The organism is Arthrobacter sp. ZGTC412 (genome assembly GCF_002929215.1).
GTDB lineage: Bacteria > Actinomycetota > Actinomycetes > Actinomycetales > Micrococcaceae > Arthrobacter.
Map to the genome: position 1 here is coordinate 26,838 of NZ_PJII01000023.1, position 19,466 is coordinate 46,303.

A 19,466-nucleotide genomic window follows, 5' to 3' on the forward strand; every position below is an offset into this window, starting at 1 on the left:
TGTACTGGCCGCCCTGCTGCTTCCAGCTGCGCAGCTCTTAGCCGTAAATGGTTTCCTCGTCGTCGGATTCCTTGGAGATCCGGCGGCCGAGGTAGAGGCCCTCCAACGCGAGTTCGATGGCTGCGGCGCGCTGCCCCGGGCTTGTCGCCCCCAGGCGGCCGCTGATCTCGTCATAAAGCCGCGATCCGTTGAGGGACGGAAGGTTGTCGAGGAACTCCTGCGCCGTAACGTGTTCGCCGGTGGTGACGGTGGTGTGGCCGTCCAGCGCGGCGACAAGCGGACCAAGGTCAATGCCTTGATAATGCGCTCGCACGGCTTCAGCGGTGGCGGTGCGCAGGAGGTGGTCAAGCACAACCTGTTCCCGGCCTTCCTCGCCGGACTCGAACTCGATTTTGCCGGTGAGGACCTCCACGGCGGTGCCGAGGTCCACGATCCGCGCCACGGCCTCGCCCTCCCCGCGTACGCTGGCACGGCGCAGGGCTGCGGCGGCGACGGTTTCGGCGCCCGCGATGCCGAACCGCGCTGAGACTCCCGAGGTCTGGTTTATCGCCGGGGAGTGCCGGAGCGCGCGGGTGTAGCGGGCGAGGATCTCGAGGATGACGGACGGAACGTCGGCCACGAGTTGCCCTTCCTGCCGGATCACCGCCACTTCGTCGTCCAGCTCTATCGGGTAGTGGGTGCGGATTTCGGCGCCGAACCGGTCCTTCAGGGGCGTGATGATCCGGCCGCGGTTGGTGTAGTCCTCCGGGTTGGCGGACGCGACGACGAGCACGTCCAGCGGCAGCCGCAGTACGTAGCCGCGGATCTGAATATCGCGTTCCTCCATCACGTTGAGCATCGCCACCTGGATCCGCTCGGCGAGGTCGGGCAGCTCGTTGATGGCGATGATCCCGCGGTTGGAACGAGGGACCAGGCCGTAGTGGATGGTCTCCGGGTCGCCCAGGCGGCGGCCCTCGGCCACGCGCATCGGGTCCACGTCGCCGACGAGGTCTGCAACGGACGTGTCCGGCGTCGCGAGCTTCTCCACGTACCGCTCCGAGCGGTGGCGCCATGCCACCCGCAACCGGTCCCCTTCGGTGAGGGCGCGGGCGCGGGACTGCTCGGTGATCGGCTCATAGGGGTGCTCGTTGAGTTCGGAGTCCTCGATCACTGGGGACCATTCGTCCAGGAGTCCGGCAAGTGTGCGTAGGAGCCGTGTTTTGCCCTGCCCCCGTTCGCCCAGCAGGACCACGTCGTGCCCTGCGATCAGGGCGCGCTCGAGCTGGGGAAGGACCGTGCGGCTGAAACCGAACAGCCCCGGCCATGGATCCCGGCCGCCGGCGAGCGCGGCGAGCAGGTTGTCGCGGATTTCGTGGCGCAGGTCCTTCTGGATATGGCCGGCGGCACGCAGTTCACCAACGGTGAAGATATCGGGTCGATCACTCACCCCTCCACGGTAGACCGACGTGTGCTGTGAATCGAGGAATTTCTTCGAACCGCCCCGCGCAGGCTGGTTGTCCCGCCTACGCTGTTGCTGATGACTGGAACAATGCCACCAACGGAGCCTTCTCCTCCTGGTGCGCCATGGGGAGACGCCCACAGCGGGAACGGTGCTGCCCGGGCCGGCGCCAGGGCTGTACCTGTCCGAGCGTGGCCGGACCCAGGCCCAACGGGTGGCGGACAGACTGGACTGGGGCTGCGCTCGCCGAACTGGCCGCCTTGCCGCAGTGGCGGGCCGTTCAGCAAAGTCCGTCAACTTTCCGCTTCCCCAACGGTGAGAGCTTCACCGGGATGCAGGCGCGGATGGGGCATTCAAGTTGCTGCGCGCCGCACACCCCGGAGGCGTCGTCGTCTGCTTCTCCCACGCGGATCCCATCAAGGCCGCCGTCGCCGACGCCCTGGGAACGCATCTGGACCTGTTTCAGCGGATCGTGATCAGCCCTGCCTCTGTGTCCGGCCATTTCCTATGCTGATGGGCAGGCGCCTGCTGTACTGAAGGTGAATTCGACATCGGATCCCCTGAGCGGATTGAGGACGCCGTGAAACGAGGCCCCCTGGATTGGGACAGGATGAAAGAGTCCGCAGGTGCCGGCGCGGGAACTGACGCTGCTCGGAGAAGGACGGGTGGAACTGATCGCACGCATCCCTGGGGATCGGCTCGTTGCAATGGTTCGTGGCGTGCGATTACCGGGAGCACTACTTCACCCTTTATGAGGACTCGCCGGAAACCCATGGCGCCCTGTCCCAGATCACGCTGTTCGACTTCATCACCAACAACACCGACTGCAAAAGCGGACACGTACTGCGCGGCCACGATGGACGGGTATGGGGCATCGATCACGGGCTGTGCTTCGCCGCCGACTTCAAGCTGCGCACTGTCATCTGGGATTTCGCAGGCGAACCAATCCCTGTCTCCCTGCTGCAGGACATCACTGCCCTCGCGGAGGCCGTTCCTTCCGACGTCGCGGAGCTACTCGACGCCGCCGAAGTTGCTGCCCTGCAGCGACGGGTGCGGCGCGTGCTGCGGAACGGCATGCTGCCACATGACCCCACCGGCAGGCGCTACCCGTGACCGCTCGTTTAGGACACCAGGCGGGCCCACGCAGCGAATCGACCTGCAGCTGTGCAGGACCCGCGCAAATAAGGGTTTCCTGGCTCGCATCCTTCTAGTCCAAGGTGCCGGTGTCGGTGGGGGCGGCCCGGTGATCCACCCCGGCTGTCAGTTGGTCGATCCGGTCAAGGGCCGAGTTGAGCTGCTGGACAGTCGTCCACAGAACTGGATGCTCTTCGCGGATCCCTTCGAGCGTGGCACCGGCGGATCGAAGCGTTGCGAGGTCAAAACTGACGTTCGTGCGCGCCCCAGTCACTGCAGCCCGGAGGGCACCGAATGCGACGGTGACATCGGCGATGAGGGCCGGGTTCCCGTTGGAAGCGAGCCAGCTAAGGTCTTCAATGGCTGCCATGGCCCGTTCGCCCAGCACGGCCGATGCCTTCGCGGCGTTCACGGACGCGCGGTGGATCGCGTCGTCGCGCTCCTGCCCTGGTTCCAGGCGGAAAGCAGCACCGAACGCTTCGGAGGCGGCAGCGTCGTCGTCGGCCAGTTGAAGGGCGGCCTCTCGGAGTAAACGCGCACGCGCGTGGACGTCTGCGAGCTCCCCGCCCTGGTCCGGGCTTGGTTCTGTATAGCCCGCCACCATGGACGCCAGTGACGCGGCGATGGCGAGCATGACGCCCGTTCCTGCCCCTCCGCCCGGCGAGCCCTTGGACTCTGCCAGTTCCTGCGTCCATTCCTCGACCGTTGAGCTTTGGGTTGTCACCGCTTCAGAATCAGCCATGGCACCTATTGTGCCCCCTCCTCAGTCGTTGGCTGGCGGCGGCACGGGACGGCGATAGGCGGGTGATCAGCCGTTGTTGCCGTGTCGCGACATGCAGGACCTCGGTGTCCCGACGAAGTTGCCACGTTCGCAGCAGCCTCAACTGCAGACGATAGCCGTCATTGCCCATGCGTACTCCCGAACTTCAGCGCGGGGCTGGAACAAATGCAACAACCACTTTCCGCAGTCTGTGCCGGACTGCCAAAGATCGGCGCCATTTGAAGGGGTTTCCGTCGCCACACTGCAGTAACGGCGGACGACTATCGTGACAGCCACGGCCCGGCGCCCTGGCCGCTGCAACGCACCGGTAACGCGCACTGATCAAACCCAGGGCGAAGTTCCCTCGAGAAAGGGTGGAACGGCCAAATCTCCGTTCGAACTGGGCCGGACCGCGACGCACGAAATCGGCCACTGGCTGGATCGGCGGCACATCGGGGGCGACGACCGCCGCTCCTGTTCAGCCCGCGCGATTACGCCTTCCGGCCAGCGCGGTGGCGGGACGCCCATCGGGGTTCGGGCAGACGGCCGCAATAACCCCGTCAGCCCTTCCGTTCCGCCCGGTACGTGCTGGGACTGACCCCGTGCATCCGCCGGAACTGGCGGGAGAAGTAGAACTGGTCGTTCAGCCCGATCTCGCGCCCCACCTCCGCCATTGTCAGGTCCGTGGTATCCAGCAGGAGCCGCGCCCGGGCCATCTTCAGGGCAGTATGGTGGGCAAGCACTCCCCCGCCGGTTGCCTCCCGGAACAGCTTGCTCAGCTGCGACGACGATACGCCCACTACTTTGGCCAGCTCTGGCAGCCGGATGGCACCGTCCACCCTGTCCTCCAGGAACTTCATCGCCTGCTGTAGTGGGGTCCCCTGTTCGGGGAGCCTGCGGTCCACAGCCAGCGTAGTCAGCAGTTTCCAGGCCATCCCTGCCGTGGCCACCAGCCGGGCAGGCGACTGGTCCTGTTCCAGAGCCGTGATGATCTCGTCCAGCATGGCCGTCAGCCGGTCCACGGCCACCAGCGGAATAACGGGCCGGCCCGGATGCACTCCGCACTCCTCGACGAGCTCGGCGGCGTCGGAACCTCGGACGTGGCACCACCAGATCGTCCATGGGTCTTCTCCCGAGGCACCGTACGCATGTGCCTCCCCCTTTCCGCCGGGGATTACGACGGCGGTGGAATTGCCGACGTCGTACGGGGAACCGGCGACTTCCACCCACCCCGTTCCCGCGACGCAGAGGATAACGATGGTTTCCTCTGCGCCCTGCGGACGGTACCGCCCATGCGCCTCAGCAGCGGGAAAGACCCCCGCGTCGGTGACGACGAGACGACGGGTGATTGGGCGGGTGAGTGCCTCTGCGACCAGCGGCCGCGGAACCACCACGAGCCGCTGGTTCTGGAACCCCGTTGCCCGCTCCAAGCCCGCTCCCTCCGTCACGAAACGTCCATACTATGCCGGAAGGATTCGGTCAGGCGGGATTTTCATGCCACGGCGTCCAGTGGAGCAGCTCCACTTTATCCAGGGCGGCCAGGTCACCGTCCAGCGAGTCACGCCGGTGCTGGGCTGCCAGCGGCAGCCCCACCTTCGCGTTCTTCGGGAGCGGAAGGATCTGAAGCTGGAGCTCCGAGCCGGGGCGGATGCCGGCGTCGTGCGTGTCAATGACCCACGGGGAACCGTCCCAGAAGCGGTCGGCAACCAATGAGCCGTCAACGAGCAGCCGGGCAACGTCGCCGGCCCACTCGATCTCCAGTTCCGAATGCCCGGCCTCGGCAAGGTATCCCGCCGTCGTCAGGTCGATCTTGTAAACCTCCGCCAGTTCCTCGATGGCGGCATCATTGGGGGCGGCCGCCCGGCCGGCCAGGGAACCGAAGGAAGCAGGGACGGGTTTTGCGGCACGGATCCCTTCTGCACTGAGTGCCACCCGCACGCGTGCAGGCTGCATCGCCGCCGCGTCGACGTCCTCGAACTGGGCGGTCCCACTCGCGTACCGCCGAACGGAAGGAGATCCGAGCGACCTCCCGGCCAGGAGCCCATCCGCACCGACCCAGAGCGGGTCTACCGACAGGGCCAGATCCCGTCCACGCGGTGTGTCCAAAACCCACGCCTGGTCGGCCAGCTCAGGCGGCAGGACGAGGATATTCAAGGAACCTTCCGGGGACTTCGCGGTCAGGGTTACTGGGTGTGTGGCATCGATGGCGTACGCGTTGCCACCCAAGGCAGAAGCAGGCCCTTCAAGCGTTGTTCCCTCCGGCAGGCACAACTGCGGCGATATTCCGGCCTCGGCAGCGAGAACCAGGGTTGGTAAGGATTCCGGAGCCAACAGGGTCAGCGGTGACGCCGTGGCCCAGTTGAGGCGCACTCCCGCTATTTCGAGATTCACCGGCCAGGCGGCGATGGTTCCGGCGGGGATGGAGACGGGTTTGCTGGGGAAGGTCACCCTGTCCTCGCCGATTGACAGGCTGAACTGCGCTGCGGCGAAGGCGGGCAGCGGGATATGGGGCTGGTGCCAGGTGATGAACACAAACCCTGAGTACCCGTCCGAGCGCATCGCCCACCGGAGCGTCTCCGAATCCTCGATGCCGGCCGGCACCTGGTCCGGGAGGGTCGACGGCATCGGTGCCAAACGGTCGCCGAAGGCGGCAAGGAAGGCGTGCTGCTTGCGCAGCAGGCCGAAGCTGGGAGCCGGCCTGCCGGTAGCGCCGATGGGGGCGTGGAAGTCGTAGTCGAACACCGGTAGATCGTTCGGGTAGCCCGTTGCCTGGGATTCCTGCAGGCCGCCGGGAGGATTCGTGCCGCCGGTGAACATGTAGTAGCCCTGCCAGCCGGAGCCGCTGCCGATCTTGTTGTTGGCCACGGCGGCCACATCCCTGCCCTTGGGCCACGGCCTGCGCTGATACGCCGTCGCCATGCCGCCGGTCAGCTCACACGTGGCCGCCGGGTAGAGGGCGGACGGCGAGCGCGGTGATGCTGCATCGCTGCCGGAGAAGTGCTGGCGGAGGTCGGCGCCGATGCCGGGGTCGTCCCACTGGTGGCTGAAGAAGTAGTGCTGCCGGAACGTGGGGTCCCAGGGGGCATCGGCGTCCACCCAGAAACCGTCACCATAGCCGCCGAAGACCGGCAGGACCTCATCTTCAGGGATATCAGCTCCGCCCCAGGCAGTCGCCGTCCAGATCGGGGCGCTGAGTCCGGCCGAGCGGGCCAGCTTCTTGAGCACGGTGATGTGTCCGGGCTGGTCGTAAAGTTCATTTTCCAGCTGGATGCCAACCACGTTGCTGTCCGGGCCGGTCAGCCCGCGCAGTTCCCCGCCCAGGCGGTTAAACCAGCGCTCCACCAGGGCCAGGTAGGCGGGATCATTTGTGCGGTGTTCGACGGCGGCCGCCTGCACCCAGTCCGGGAAGCCGCCATTGCGGACCTCGCCGTGCGCCCACGGCCCGATGCGCAGAACCACGTCCAAGCCAAGAGAGTCGCACAGCCGGACGAACGCGGCCACGTCCAGGTTGCCGTCGAAGCGCGCCGCACCCTCGGATCGTTCGTGGTGGATCCAGAAGACATAACAGGCGACTACTGTGATGCCGCCGGCCTTCATCAGCCGCAGCCGCTCTTCCCAGCGGCTCCGGGGCAGCCTGCTGAAGTGGATTTCGCCTGACACCGGCACCGCGGGACGGCCCGCGCATTCGATGTAGTGGCTGGTGAGCCGCCACCTGCTGTGCGGGTCCTCGGTGTTGCTCATGGGCGGGAACTGCTGGCCCAGTTCGTGGGGCCGGTGGGTTGCCTTCAGGAATTGGACGCTGCCCGCTTCTTCGAGGGGGCCCTGTTGTTCGAGGGTGCTGTGTTCGAGAATGCTGTGATCAAAGCGCATGTGTGGATTCTTTCAGCTGGCAGCGGCGGCGAGGATGAGGCTGTTCATGCGGCGTTGCCACACCTCGTCGGCCCACATCGGGTGATGCGGAGCCGCGTTGGAACATAGGACCATGCCCCACACTCCGTGGTTCAGCGCCGTGCGGATGCCGCATTCGGCAAGGTCCCGTCCAATGGGCCCTTCCTCGAACGTGCCGTGGAGCGGGGTGTAGCCGATCCATCCCTCGCCAACCACCGCGGGGACCTTTTTCCAACGGGCCCACGCAGCAATGGCGCTGACGCGCGACTCGATCTCCCGCCGCATCACCTCCCGGTACGTCCCGTATTCGTTGTAGAGCCACGCGTCCCAGGTGTCCGGGTCAATCCAGTCGTAGCCGTAGAACATCTGGTCGGTCACCACGGTGGCACGGTACTTCCAGTCGGCCAGGCGTCCGTACTCCGCAACCGACGGCGCGTCGGGCCGCAGAAGGGCAGACAGGGCCTGATTGGGGAAGCCGAAAGTCCCGTCAGAGCGGACGTCGATCTGCTGCTGCAGCGCGTCCAGCACTCCGTAACTGTAGACGTGGAACTGCGCCGCGCCGAGGCCGTCGGCCATGGCGTGCATGGCCAGGTGGGGAGGTTTGCCATAGCTGGCGGTAACCAGCAGGTCCGGATGCAGCGAGCGGAGCCGGTGCAGCTGCTCGGTGCCACCGTCGGCGAGCGCTGGCAGGATGGAAAAGTCCACCTCGTTGTGCAATTCCACCAAGGCGATGCGTTCCCGGTGACCGGCTGCAGTAAGCGCCCCGATGAGCCGGTCCCAAGCGTCCGCCAGGACCCGGTACCTGCCATGGAGCGGGACGGCGTCGATGGCGTCAAACCATGCCGGCGTGCCCGCGAAGACCGTCGACTGCTGGTATTCCCAGCTGGCCAGGATGACAACGAGTCCGTGCCGGGCGGCGGCCTCGAAGAGATCCAGGAGCCGCTCCTGCAGGTTGAGGCGATAGCCTCCGGGGGCGTCGTACCAGCGCGTGCCCCTGCCGTAAAACCCGCCGTCCGGCGACTTCCCGAGCCCCTCAATCTCCAGATCAGTGGCCAGGCCGTCGAGGCCAAGGTTGCCGAAAAGCAGCAGCGGGGCGGCGCAGATCCGGATGGTGTTGTACCCGAGCTCTGCCGCCTTCGCGCAGGCGGCGTCCAGGTCGGCGTACGGGCCGCCGTCCTCTGCGCGGGTGTACCAGGAGAAGTCCCAGAGGCTGATGGTCAGGCGTGCTGGAAGGTGCGACGGCGGCGCTCCCGTCAGGGAGGCAGTGTCACTGTCGATCGCTCCGGACCCGAGATATCTCGGTTCTTCGGTCACAGGTTTACCCCTTCTTTCTGGTGGGTGCGTTGCTGCAGGGCGCGGCCGTCTGCGGCCAGGGTGCGGAGGGTGTTAGCCGTTTTCTTCCGCGCGGCTGCGGTGTCGGTCTCAAAAAGCAGCAGTTCCGGGAGGGATGTTGAAAAGTAGTCGGGTGCGGCGGGTGTGGCCTCCAGCTCATCGGCCCGGGCCTCCAGGCTTTGCCACACCCTTTCCGCCTCGGTATGCCCTCCGAGCCTGGTGCGGGCCACGCCCTTCCAGTAATCAGCGGAGCCGGTGGGCGTGGTGCCTACAGCCAGCGTGCTGTCCTGGCAGGCGCGGTTCCATGCGTCGGCTGCAGCCTTTGTGTCCCCCGACAGGTCGAGCGCGTCGCCGAGCGCTACCAGGCGTTCGGCCATATTGTCCGCTGGGTGCCGGCCCTCGCCCAGGTTGGCGGGAGCGTCCAGGCCGCCGCGCAGCAAGGTGAGCGCCGCCGTCGGATCCTGCTCCATCAGCGTCCGGGAGTGCTGGACCGCCGCCCGGTCGTAGGCTGCGAGCGCCATCCCCTCGCCACCTTCGAAGGGCTGGAAGGTTCGGGTGCACATGAGGTCCAGGGCTTCCTCCACCCGCCCGGCGTCGATGAGCAGGTTCACGTAGAGCAGCGCCAGGTCATCACGGTCAAGGACGGAACGGCCATGGCGTTCGATGCCGGCAATCCGATCTTTGACGGGCACCCCTCGAAGGCCCGCCAGGACGGAACGTTCAAAAACGAGCCGGGCGTCGTCCTGGCTCAGTTCCAGGGCATGCTCCAAGTACGAGTCAGCCGTGCCCGTGTCGCCACCAGTGTTGACGCTGGCGATTGCTGCATTCCTCCACACGACGGGATCCTGGGATCCGCATGCCATGGACTGCTCCAGGTGGGCCAAGGCGTCCCCGGTGCGGCCGGCGTCGAGCAGCCAGCACCCCAGCAACCCATGCGCCACTGTGTCCCTGGGGTCTGCCTCGAGGGCTCGGTGCAGCGCGTCGTAGTCGTCCAGCCCGTAAGGGAACGCGTAGGTGGTGTCAGTGTGCCTGGCCGCGGAACGTTCCGCGGAGGCAGCCTCCGGGTCCAGCAGTTCGTCCAGCCAGCCCGCGCGGAGGTAGCGGCGGAGTGGCTCCGGGTTTCCGAATACTTTGTTGGCGTCAGCCGGCGCAGCCCGGCCGGTGAGGTCCAGCGCGAGCTGCCACTGGCCGGCGCGGGCGAGCCAACAAGCAACGGCCAGGGACGTTTTAGGGTCCGCTGCGCTGGGGGAGCCGTCAAGCGCCAACGCCGCGGGGTCCAGCGGATCAGACGCGAGGACGTCCTGCAACAGTTGGGAGCTTTCGTCCCGGCGTCCGGCCTTTTTCAAGGCCAGGACCAGCAAGTGCTTCGCTTCGGGGCTTGCCAGGTCCAGCCGCACTGCGGTTTCGGCGTGCCGCTGTGCTTCAGCCGGCTGTGCTGCCCGAAGGGCCAGGCGTGCCAGGGCCAGGTGCGATGGATGCGCCCATGCCTTGTCCCAGGCCGCCTTCCCAAAACGCTCCTGTGCGTCCTCCATCCGGCCCATCCGCTCGAGGACGAGGCCGAGCCGGTAGCTGGCCTCCCCACTGGGCGGATTCAGGTTGCGGCGGGTCAGCCGGGCAAGGGCGTTTTCCAGGAGCGTCCGTGCCTGCTCATAGTGTCCCGCCCGGTAGTTGGCTGATCCCAGCGCGACGGAAGCGCGGGAGTCGAGTGGATCCCGGCGGAGCATTTCCTCAAAATACGGCAGGGGTGACCGGGTGGGGTGCCGGTTTTGCGTCAGGTGTGTTCCGGTGACGTACAGCTCGTCCTGGCTCTCCATGGCCGACGGCGGCTCCGGTTCAGTAGCCACCCAGGGCTCCTCGGGGTTGTCCTCCTGTTTGCGCGGGGACCACGAAATGAGTTCCCGGTCCCCGTCCAGGACCTGCAGCGTAAGGTCGGCTTCCTCCGCTGGGGCGGGCAACTCGACGGTCTCGGAGAACGGGTGGGCGGGTGAGATCCGGGCAGTCCACGAGTGGATGCTTTCACCCTTGAGCTTGAGGACAATAGCGGTGACCTCCCGGTGGGCCGTGCTGGAGACGCCCACGGTGGCTTTGCCCCCTGTCAGGTCGAGCTGGAGTGAGACGGCGGCGTCGAGGTTCGCCTGGTGCGCCGGACCCATGCGGCGGATCGGGTACCAGAACTCGCTGAAGGTGCGGGTCTCCCCGGGGGCCAGGTAGCTGAAGTCAGGCTGGTTGTCCGTAAAGACGCCGGACATCAGCTCAACGTAAGGGCCGTCGTCGTCCGTTAAGTGCGCATCCCACGCCTTGCCCACCGGACCATTCCCCCACGTCCACTGCTTCTTGCCCGGGGAGATGCTGCGGTCAGCCCAGTGCACGAACCCTGCCTCAGCTTCATGGTCGTAGCCGCCGAAGAAGCTGTCTTCGGTGTCAGTGATCATGTAGGAGGTGGGGACCGGGACATTCACGTAGAAATCAATGCGGTCCGCATGCGGCTGGACACCCTGCCCGGCGAGCGCCGGGTAGTCCACCCCGTAGTAGGGCCGGTCCGCTCTCGGGAAGGCGGTGATCGCGCGCCGGGCGTGGTCCGCCACGTACCGGACATCGGTGGGAAAGAACGACTGGTACTTCCCATGGACGCGGGCGGCAACGTTCGCCCACCACAGGAAGGTCTGTGGCTCATCCGTCCGGTTGTACAGCCGGGCTTCCACCTCGATCAGGGAACTGCCCGGGCGAAGCCGGACTCCGTGGGTTCCGCGCATCCGCTGCAGCGGGTCCAGGTCGCAGTGCCACACGGTGACCCCGCCGCCGTCGTTCCTCTCTACGAAGGTTTCCACGGGAAGGAAGGTGGCGGGGCGGTGGTGCTGCGGCCAGTTGAACTCCACACCGCCCGAGATCCAAGGTCCCGCCAGCCCCACCAGGCCGGGCTTGATCACGTTGTTCCGGTAGAAGAAGTCGTAGCCTGCGGCCTTGTCGAAGCCGATGTGGATGCGGCCGCCGATCTCCGGAAGCAGCATCAGGCGGACGTACTCGTTCTCCAGGTGGATGGCATGCCAAAGGTGGGCTTTTTTGGATGCCTCTATGGTGTCGATGAACGGCATGGGGTAAACCTTGCCGCTGGAACCCTGGTACACGCGCCGGTCCAGGAACAGCGGATACCGGTCGGGCTCCCCCGGGGCATAGGTATCAATCGAGACCGGCTCGGACCAGCAGGCAACGCCGCCTGCCTCCAGGACCGCCTGTTGCTCGGGCGGCGCGTCGGGCAAAACAATGTGGCTCTTGTGTTCGTTGGCATCCATCACGGTTGCAAGCCTATGGACTTCCGCAGCCTGTTCCCATGGCATAAGCGCGCGCGAATATGGACGATCGTGCATATGCCGCCTGTTGCGGAAAACGGCATCCGGACCGGGTCATAGGGTAAACCGGACAATCCAGCGGTCGTTATTCGCGCCCTTGCCAGGTAGCGATGTTCACCACGTGGTGTGCAAAATCGTCCGTATCGAAGCTGGTCTTCGCACCCCAGAAAAGTACACGCCAATCCGCTACGCCATCAGCGTCCGAGAACTCCGCATCCGAAATCCTCTTGGCCATGCCCCAAAATACTGTTCACCGCATGTCTCCTGCAACAGCTTCAGCGGTTGCCAGGCGGTCCGTCGAGGATGGTCGGGACGTATTCCAGCAACTGGAGCCGACAATCGAAAGTCCTGCTGTCCACCATCTCCAGTGCCACGTCCGGATAGCCATCGTAGATGCGCTCCCGCCCCGTGCTGCCCGTGACCACCGGGAACACGACCAGCCGGAACCTGTCCACGAGACCGGCGGCCAGCAGCGACCGGCTGAGGCTTAGGCTGCCGAGGGTACTCAAAGGCCTGGTCCCGGTCCGCTTCATCTCCCGCACGGCCTCCACCGCGTCACCCGCCACCAGCTCCGAGTTCGGCCAGGTCAGGGGCGCCCGCAGGGTGGAGGAGAAGACGACCTTGGGCACGGCGGCCAGGCCGGTGAGGCTAGCACCCTCCTCCTCCGAAAATCCGGAGCCTTCCGCCGCGGCCTCATCCGACATGCTGGACATTAGCCGGTACGTGTTGGCGCCCATCAGGAAGGCGTAGTCCTTCTTCCCCTCCTCCTCGAGCCAGGCCAGGTATTCCGGCCCCTCCAGGCCCCACCAGCCGGGCCATCCCTCGGCCGAGGCGTACCCGTCAAGGGAAATGATGAGGTCAACCATGAGTTCGGCTGATGGCCCCTGGCTCGTTGTCTCTCCCATGACCGTCTCCTTTGATGGCAGGTGCCGGAAATGCTATCCCCGAAGCGATCAGACCTTCAAGGGGCCGGGTCTACCCCTCTGCTTGCGCAGTCTGCCCGCGCCCTCGAAAACGCGAAAATCGCCCTTGCAACTGCCGGCGCGACGGTCGGCGACGTCGTGCAGTGGACGGTGCCCTTCGTTGAAGGCGTCGACCTGGCAGCGGCCTACGGAGCGATCGGGCCGGAGCTCGCATCCGCCGAACCGGCCGTGGACCGGAGCGCGGGTCGCAGCGCTGGGGGTTCCCGGCGCTAGGGTCGAGATCAGCGCTGTTGCCGCCGTGTTCCAATAAGCAAGGAACTTAATCCGCCTTGTCGAACCGCACCGCATCCCACTCGAGGACGCGTGGAACGGCCAGCCCTTCGATAACGAAGGGATCGTCTGCGATGAACCGCTCGGCTTCCTCCCGCGAGGTGAAGATCCCCATCGACGCGCCGGCCGGATCCGCGGTGAGGAACGGGCCCAATGCAAGTAGCCCGCCGCCGGCGGCGCGGAACGCTTCGAAGTACTCCTGATGGCGGTGGTAAGTCTCCATAACGCGTGACCGGTCGACGCCCTCACTGAGGCTGTACATAACGACGGATTCCATGCGGCCGATCCTAACCCGCCGCCCGCTCAAGGGCACCGTCATTGTTGCCTCTTCCGGCCGCCGTCGAACGCCAATAGCATGGCCGGTATCGATCCACGCCCTGAACAAACGGCCACCGCTGAAGGAAGCCATGAACAGCGTCACCTGCGATCTCACCGTATCCCTCGACGGCTTCCTTGCCGGCCGGAATCAGAGCCATTCCAACCCGTTGGGCGAAGGCGGGGAGGAACTGCACCGGTGGCAGTTCGAGGAACCCGAGGCCAACGCAGCGGCACTGGAGGGGATCCTCTCCGCGGGCGCATACATCATGGGCCGCAACATGTTCGCCGGTCCGGGAACAGGCCCGTGGGATGAGGACTGGCGCGGCTGGTGGGGCGAAGAACCTCCATACCACGCCCCCGTCTTTGTCCTCACGCATTATGAACGTCCGCCAGTGGAGATGCAGGGCGGTACCACGTTTCATTTCGTGAACGACGGAATAGAGTCGGCACTGGTCCAGGCGCGGGCAGCGGCTGCCGGCAGAGACGTAGCGGTAGCTGGAGGTGCCGAAACTGCCCGCCAATTCCTTTCGGCCGGACTGATCGACGAACTGCGGCTCCACATCGCGCCGCTCGTCCTCGGAGGAGGCGAGCGGCTGCTCGACGGCGTCGGGAACCTCAAGCTTGAACCGACGGAAGTGAGCAGCACCCGCCTTGTAACGCACGTTCGTTACCGGGTTATCCGCTAGTGCCTACCGTCCACCCTCAATTTTGCAGTTGCGCTGCTCCTGCGCCATGGGTCCGTATGGATAGGCCCTTCCAGGCCTCCATGCCACGTTCGGGGTTCTCCCCCAGCCACGTGGCTCCCGTCGGAGTCTGGTCCCGCTTGTACTTGCCCGATAGCCAGCCACCGCCCAAAGGTGACCGGGGCAACAGGCCGATTTCGGCGTCGAGCGCTGCCGGAACAATTTCAGATTCGATTTCCCGGACCAGCAGGCTGTACAGGGCTGCAGGCTAACCGGCGGGTCTATGACCTCCTCCGACACCCCGGCGCTGTAGACATCGGCGGTGTCGATGAAATTGCCGCCCGCGGCGAAGTAGTCGTCCAGAATGGCACGTGAGTTCTCCTCGGTGGCCTCGGCACCGAAGGTCATGGTTCCCGGCGCGTAGGTAGAAACGACGGCGCCGGTTCGGCCGCCCAGGGTTCGGTATTGCATGCTGATCCTCGTGATCAGTTGTCGGTGGGCTGATGGTTCAGCGCCGCGTCGCGTGTGGTGGTGCGGATCCGGTACAGGCTGGTGGTGGCGGTGATGTAAAGGTCCTGGCCGTCCGGGCCGCCGAAACACAAGTTCGATACTCTCTCGGGCACTGCCACTGTGCCCAGGAGTTCGAAGGACGGTGAATAAACCCGGACGGCGGGGCCGGCAGAGGTCCAGATCCTGCCTTGGACGTCTACCCTTAAGCCGTCAGCAGCATGGCCTTCTTCAAGCTCAAGAACTGTTCCGCGGGGGTTGCACGCGCCGTCGCGCACGTCGTAGGCGGCAATCCTCAGCGGCACCCCGCGACCGGGACCGGCTGTGTCCGCAACGTAAAGGACAGACTCATCCGGTGCAAAGGCGAGGCCGTTCGGGTAGACGAGGTCGGTAATCACCGGAGTGAGGGTTGCCGAAGCAGGCTCGAAGCGGAACACGTAACAGCCGCCGTACTCCTGCTCTCCCTCGTGCCCTTCCTTCGTGCCGGGAAGGATCCCGTACGGCGGGTCGGTGAACCAGATGCTCGAGTCCCGGGCAATTACGACGTCGTTAGGCGAGTTCAGCCGGCGGCCCTGGAAGGAATCGACCAATCGTGTCACTGTGCCCCCGCGGTCGCGCTCAACCCGGCGGCGTCCGTGACTGCACTGCACAACACTGCCTTCGGCGTCGATGGTTCGGCCATTGGTGAATTCGACCCCGACTGCGTATTCCCTGGTGTTCCCCGTGGCCGGGTCGAACTCGAGAATGCGGTCATTCGGGATATCGCTCCAGCGCACCGTCTGCGACGACGGAACCCATAAGGGGCCCTCTGCCCATACCGACCCGGTAAACAGACGCTCCAACCGGCCAGTGGTCAGTCCATCACCCATTGGAACCCCTTGTGTGTGTCCCTGCCGTTGGTACCAACCCGCCCACGGCGGCCGCCAGAAGCCGCACGCATTACGGGAAACGATAGCGCGAAGGAACCACAACGAGTGTTGCTGCAGACTTGTGCTTCAAATATGAGGTATCGCCTGCTGCAGTGGCGTGCGACGGACCGGCCTATGCCCTGGTGATGGAGAGCCGCATCGGCGCGCACTTATCCGCGTGCCTGATCAGCGCGGCCTTTTCCGCTTTATCCACGGTCAGCCTCCAACGGGCCTTCACAGTGGCCCACTGTGCAATGTACAAGCAGACGTTAGCCGGCGGCAGCCACTGCTCAGGCCCGGAAGCCTGCTTGGAGGAGTTCAACCTGCTGGTCTGGGCGCTCAGCGAGCCCGCGTACCCAAGGTCGTTATAGAACGCGACCCGGCGCGCCTGCGTCCACGCCCTGGCGCCCGAACCCCACGCCTCGTGCACGGGCACCATGTGGTCAATCTGCACGGTACTTGCTGAGGTGTGCGTGCGATTATCGAACGTGGTCACCCATTTACCGTTTGCAACGGTGCATTGACGGGAAGTCGTGTACTTAGGGGCGACTCTGCTCTCGGAAACGAGAACTTCTGCGCGAGTGTTCTGGCAGTCCCTGTTCTGGTCATTCCATTGCCCGAAGTATCGGTTCCGGTCGTACCCGGCGTTGTTCTCTGCCGCTACGGGCAGTGCGCGAACTGCTGCGCGAAGATTAGTCACGTAGGTAGGAGTACTGGCCTCCGCTGGTGCAGTGACGCCGGTGAAGAGCAGCCCGAAAGAAAGCGCTGTGACAAGCGCTAATCTGATTTTCAATGTGTCCCCAATGGAATGCTGGAGCGCCCTCCGTGAGCGCTGAATTGAGTTTTGCAGGGGGTTCGGGCCTATTCCTCAAAAGTGCGCTTAAACTGCGGAACTCTTTCGGGAATGAAGCATGATGACCGTTCTTCCTCAATTGGTGGCTCGGAGTCGATGCCGGGCCCGAGCTAAAAGGACGATGAGGGGACTGTTCTCAGTAAAAGGCGTACGTTTCCAGCCACCGTAAGTAGCTTCGATTTCGAAGCCCGTTGTGTGTAGCTGCTCTTCGAGGAGGCGGGAATGTGCTGAGCCACGTTGCCCGTCATCATTGCGTAGTCGAATCCGCCTCGGGGAATGCTGCTGCTGTCACCGCGAATTCACTCGACAGTATCGGCTCCCGCCCTGCAACGTGCGTACGTGAGCACGGCGGGCGACGGGTCTATACCCACAACTTCTCGTCCTCCACCCGAAAGTGACGGTGAGGATGCCAGTTCCGCATCCAAGATCGAGGACCGATTGAGCGGAGACTTCATCGGCAAGGGCGCGATAGAAGTTGTGATCTGGTCCATCTGGACTGCCTTGGTCGTAGAGGTCAACGAGGCCTGATCATATGCGCTCATAAGGCGGAGGCTATAGCGAATTTTGTGTGGACCCCCGCTACTGATAGTCGCTCCAGCCACGCGTCCGGAAGCCCGGGTCCGCCCACCCACCGTGCGCAAGGATTCAAATGATTGCCTACGTCAGGGGGTGTCGCCGATGCCCGTAGACACTGCACGAAGCGGCCAGGGGCCTTGGAGTTCCAGTCCATAGGGTTTTCGCAAGGTTTCTGCAAGGTCACGGTCGAAGGGTTTTCCCAAGGTCATCACTGCATGCTTTGCATGTCTGGCTTAGGAGTTAGCCCCCATGACTCACACAGTCAGAGCGCCGGGCCTGGCATCGCAGCCCCCCATGCGATGCCTGGCCCGGCGGCCAGCGAGCTGCTGCGCAGCTTGCCGGCTTACGCTCAGGACCAACGAGCGTGCACTACTAGCGAAGAATCCAGTTGACCAGTAAGGCAGCCACGATGGCGACGGGGACCAAGGCAGGCCAGGGCTGTTCTCGTCGGACCAGGGCAGCGGCCCCGTATCCTGCACCAATAACAGCGGTAAGACCGGAGAGTAAGACTAGTAAGCCCGTGAACGTTGAAATATTCTCGACTTCCCTGCAGGACGTCTGCCCTGGTGAGTAGCCGTATTCTGGCGGACATTGGATCCAGAAAACCGAGGCGCAGTAGGCGGGAATACCGATTGTTAGCGCGGCGAATCCAAGCCACATACCAGTCCTAGCAAATCTTTGACGCCCGCGAGTGTATCTCCAGTCCCCCATCTGTAGAACCCTACAGGTGCGGAAGTTGGCGAGGTCTGGACGAGTTCGTTTGCATCGGCGACCCGCGGGCCAACGATGCCGACAGGGTCGCGAATAACTGGCTCATGCGTCAGCGCGGCGCGTACTGGGATGAGGTGTGGACCGGGTGGTGGGGTTCCGAACCGCCGTACCAAGCCGGTGTTCGTGCTGACCCTTCACTGACGTAGTCCGATCCAGATGGACGGCGGGACGACATTCCACTTCGCGACCGAGGGCTTCGAGGCAGCTTACTCCGCAGCGCGCCAGGCCGCCGGCGACAAGGGCGTGGACATCGCCGGTGGGGCCTCTACCGTCCGACAGGCACTGCTCGCAGGCGTGATAACTCCGCAGGCGCTGCAAGCCTCCGGCACAGCAGGAGGGTCATTTCCTTGCGCGCAAGCGAAACCATCTACATGACAGTTATAACGGCCTGAAGGGCTGCTTCGATCTCGCGCTGAGTCTCCGGAGCCAGAGGCATGGGCGGCGGCTCATGTGCCATGCAGCCTCGTCGAAAGAAAGCGGCACCATCCCAGCGCTCGCAAGCTGTCGGGCGATTGTCGACTTACCTGCGCCGGCGGGGCCGCACATAATTTCCCGCCTTCAGCTACCAAACCAGGGGGTCCGTGCATCCGTTCCACGCTTTCGTGCGCATCCCACCTGCATCAAAAGGCTTTCTGCGTCGATGCAGCCGGTGGGGAGGCTCCCGCGGTTCCTTGGGTCTACCTGCAGCCTTCGAGAATCCCAGCGATCGTGTCGTGTTCCGCCTGGGTGACCCAGAGGTCGTATTTGGCCTTGACGGCAGTTTGGCGTGCCACGTACTCACATCGAAACGCCCGGTTCGGCGGCAGCCAGGTGGCGGCGTCCTTGTCACCTTTGGCACTGTTAGTCGGGCCGTCAGCTGCCATAAGGTTCAGGGCGTCGTTGGCGAGTTGCTTGCGCTGGACGGCACTAAGCCGCTGTGCGCCTTTCTGCCATGCGTCGCTGAGTGGAACGATGTGGTCTATCTGGACCTCCGAGCTCGTTCCCTGGCCGCGGACAAAGTTAAGGGTCGTGCCGGTGTACTTGTCGGCCAGGGTTCCGGCGGTGACCACACAGTCGTTGGTGCCGGGCTTGAACGTTTCGTTGGTCAGATCCCTGGCGAGGATGTCGTTGCGGGTGTCGCAGCCGTTGTGGTCCGTGTCCGACCACACCGGTCCGAACTCGTCCCGGGTATAACCAGTCTTAGGCGCGCGGCCCTTCACCGGGATGCTCTCTAACTGAACTAGGGCCTTGGCGGCGTCACTGGCAGAGGCCGGCCCGGCCGGAGCTGGCGCATCGGCAACGATGCTTGGAGGAAGCTCGAGGACCTCAAGGGCGTTGGCTGCAGCATCACAACCTACTAGCGACCCCGCCACTATGAAGGCGGTCACAGCGGTCAGGATTTTGGCGGGAGAACAGGTGGTCTTCATGGTCCTAATGGTTAGAAGGGGTTACTCCACGCTAACTTCAACCACCGCACGCCCTGGGTAGGCATGTCCGTGGTGCCGGCCACACGTCCACTGCTTGGTCGGCCTGCTAGGTCGTCGTGCTCGGGCGATTCTTAGAACCGGGCTGAGAGGTGCATCGGCTTGTTCCCGAGGTGGGACTCGGACTGTCTTCCGGCCCTTGCAAACACAGGAAATTCGCCAAAACATGCGGAATCCAAGACAGTTCGAGGGCTGCAGAACCCTTGCGGCGTTAGCTGGAGACTCACGACGCTTA

Annotated in this window: 16 protein-coding genes and 2 pseudogenes; 4 read left to right on the forward strand and 14 right to left on the reverse strand. The window is 64.7% G+C overall.

The features are described from left to right. Nucleotides 1-37 precede the first annotated feature (37 nt). On the reverse strand, nucleotides 38-1,426 hold the full coding sequence (locus CXQ88_RS19130; RefSeq protein WP_104045711.1) for a sigma 54-interacting transcriptional regulator: 1,389 nt from the start codon (nucleotides 1,424-1,426) through the stop codon (nucleotides 38-40). 163 nt (nucleotides 1,427-1,589) lie between these two features. Between CXQ88_RS19130 and CXQ88_RS19135 the strand changes: the two are divergent. Together CXQ88_RS19135 and CXQ88_RS19140 are read left to right on the forward strand one after the other, a co-directional pair. Then, nucleotides 1,590-2,022 (forward strand): annotated as a pseudogene (locus CXQ88_RS19135) (histidine phosphatase family protein). A gap of 118 nt (nucleotides 2,023-2,140) precedes the next feature. Further along, complete coding sequence (locus tag CXQ88_RS19140; RefSeq protein WP_258062011.1) at nucleotides 2,141-2,551, forward strand: hypothetical protein; 411 nt, start codon at nucleotides 2,141-2,143, stop codon at nucleotides 2,549-2,551. 94 nt (nucleotides 2,552-2,645) lie between these two features. Here the strand turns inward: CXQ88_RS19140 and CXQ88_RS19145 are convergent, their stop codons facing one another. The 7 genes from CXQ88_RS19145 to CXQ88_RS19175 all read right to left on the reverse strand — a co-directional run bounded on the left by CXQ88_RS19145 (nucleotide 2,646) and on the right by CXQ88_RS19175 (nucleotide 12,804). Then, on the reverse strand, nucleotides 2,646-3,314 hold the full coding sequence (locus tag CXQ88_RS19145) for a cyclodeaminase/cyclohydrolase family protein (protein WP_104045712.1): 669 nt from the start codon (nucleotides 3,312-3,314) through the stop codon (nucleotides 2,646-2,648). Between the two features lie 578 nt (nucleotides 3,315-3,892). Then, entirely contained in the window at nucleotides 3,893-4,780 is an 888-nt protein-coding gene (locus CXQ88_RS19155) for a helix-turn-helix domain-containing protein (RefSeq protein WP_258062012.1), read from the reverse strand. A gap of 31 nt (nucleotides 4,781-4,811) precedes the next feature. Beyond that, a complete protein-coding gene (locus tag CXQ88_RS19160) occupies nucleotides 4,812-7,202 on the reverse strand; it encodes a beta-galactosidase (protein WP_104045714.1) in 2,391 nt (796 codons plus the stop codon). A 12-nt stretch (nucleotides 7,203-7,214) separates the two neighbouring features. Further along, entirely contained in the window at nucleotides 7,215-8,534 is a 1,320-nt protein-coding gene (locus CXQ88_RS19165; RefSeq protein WP_104045715.1) for a cellulase-like family protein, read from the reverse strand. Then, entirely contained in the window at nucleotides 8,531-11,842 is a 3,312-nt protein-coding gene (locus tag CXQ88_RS19170; protein ID WP_104045716.1) for a DUF5107 domain-containing protein, read from the reverse strand. Before CXQ88_RS19170 ends, CXQ88_RS19165 begins: the two co-directional genes overlap by 4 nt. Before the next feature lie 142 nt (nucleotides 11,843-11,984). Then, complete coding sequence (locus CXQ88_RS21995) at nucleotides 11,985-12,134, reverse strand: hypothetical protein (protein WP_181037611.1); 150 nt, start codon at nucleotides 12,132-12,134, stop codon at nucleotides 11,985-11,987. Nucleotides 12,135-12,174: 40 nt separating this feature from the next. Further along, nucleotides 12,175-12,804, reverse strand: coding sequence for a dihydrofolate reductase family protein (locus CXQ88_RS19175; protein ID WP_104045717.1), 630 nt, complete (start codon nucleotides 12,802-12,804; stop codon nucleotides 12,175-12,177). A gap of 30 nt (nucleotides 12,805-12,834) precedes the next feature. Between CXQ88_RS19175 and CXQ88_RS19180 the strand changes: the two genes are divergently transcribed. Next, the gene (locus CXQ88_RS19180) at nucleotides 12,835-13,095 is read left to right on the forward strand and encodes a hypothetical protein (RefSeq protein ID WP_258062013.1); all 261 of its coding nucleotides are present in this window, start codon (nucleotides 12,835-12,837) and stop codon (nucleotides 13,093-13,095) included. Between the two features lie 46 nt (nucleotides 13,096-13,141). On the opposite strand, the gene CXQ88_RS19185 is transcribed toward CXQ88_RS19180, so the two are convergent. Then, complete coding sequence (locus tag CXQ88_RS19185; protein WP_104045756.1) at nucleotides 13,142-13,429, reverse strand: YciI family protein; 288 nt, start codon at nucleotides 13,427-13,429, stop codon at nucleotides 13,142-13,144. 130 nt (nucleotides 13,430-13,559) lie between these two features. Between CXQ88_RS19185 and CXQ88_RS19190 the strand changes: the two genes are divergently transcribed. Next, nucleotides 13,560-14,156, forward strand: coding sequence for a dihydrofolate reductase family protein (locus CXQ88_RS19190; protein WP_104045718.1), 597 nt, complete (start codon nucleotides 13,560-13,562; stop codon nucleotides 14,154-14,156). A 67-nt stretch (nucleotides 14,157-14,223) separates the two neighbouring features. Here the strand turns inward: CXQ88_RS19190 and CXQ88_RS19195 are convergent. The 5 genes and pseudogenes from CXQ88_RS19195 to CXQ88_RS19215 form a co-directional block, all read right to left on the reverse strand. Further along, nucleotides 14,224-14,624 (reverse strand): annotated as a pseudogene (locus CXQ88_RS19195) (aldo/keto reductase); the annotation flags it as partial. Nucleotides 14,625-14,638: 14 nt separating this feature from the next. Then, nucleotides 14,639-15,529, reverse strand: a complete 891-nt coding sequence (locus CXQ88_RS19200) for an SMP-30/gluconolactonase/LRE family protein (RefSeq protein WP_104045719.1) — start codon at nucleotides 15,527-15,529, stop codon at nucleotides 14,639-14,641. A gap of 172 nt (nucleotides 15,530-15,701) precedes the next feature. Next, a complete protein-coding gene (locus CXQ88_RS22730) occupies nucleotides 15,702-16,268 on the reverse strand; it encodes an HNH endonuclease family protein (RefSeq protein WP_373637792.1) in 567 nt (188 codons plus the stop codon). A gap of 1,878 nt (nucleotides 16,269-18,146) precedes the next feature. Further along, on the reverse strand, nucleotides 18,147-18,314 hold the full coding sequence (locus CXQ88_RS22735; RefSeq protein ID WP_373637793.1) for a hypothetical protein: 168 nt from the start codon (nucleotides 18,312-18,314) through the stop codon (nucleotides 18,147-18,149). A 131-nt stretch (nucleotides 18,315-18,445) separates the two neighbouring features. Continuing rightward, nucleotides 18,446-19,174, reverse strand: coding sequence for an HNH endonuclease family protein (locus tag CXQ88_RS19215; RefSeq protein WP_104045721.1), 729 nt, complete (start codon nucleotides 19,172-19,174; stop codon nucleotides 18,446-18,448). Nucleotides 19,175-19,466 lie beyond the last annotated feature (292 nt).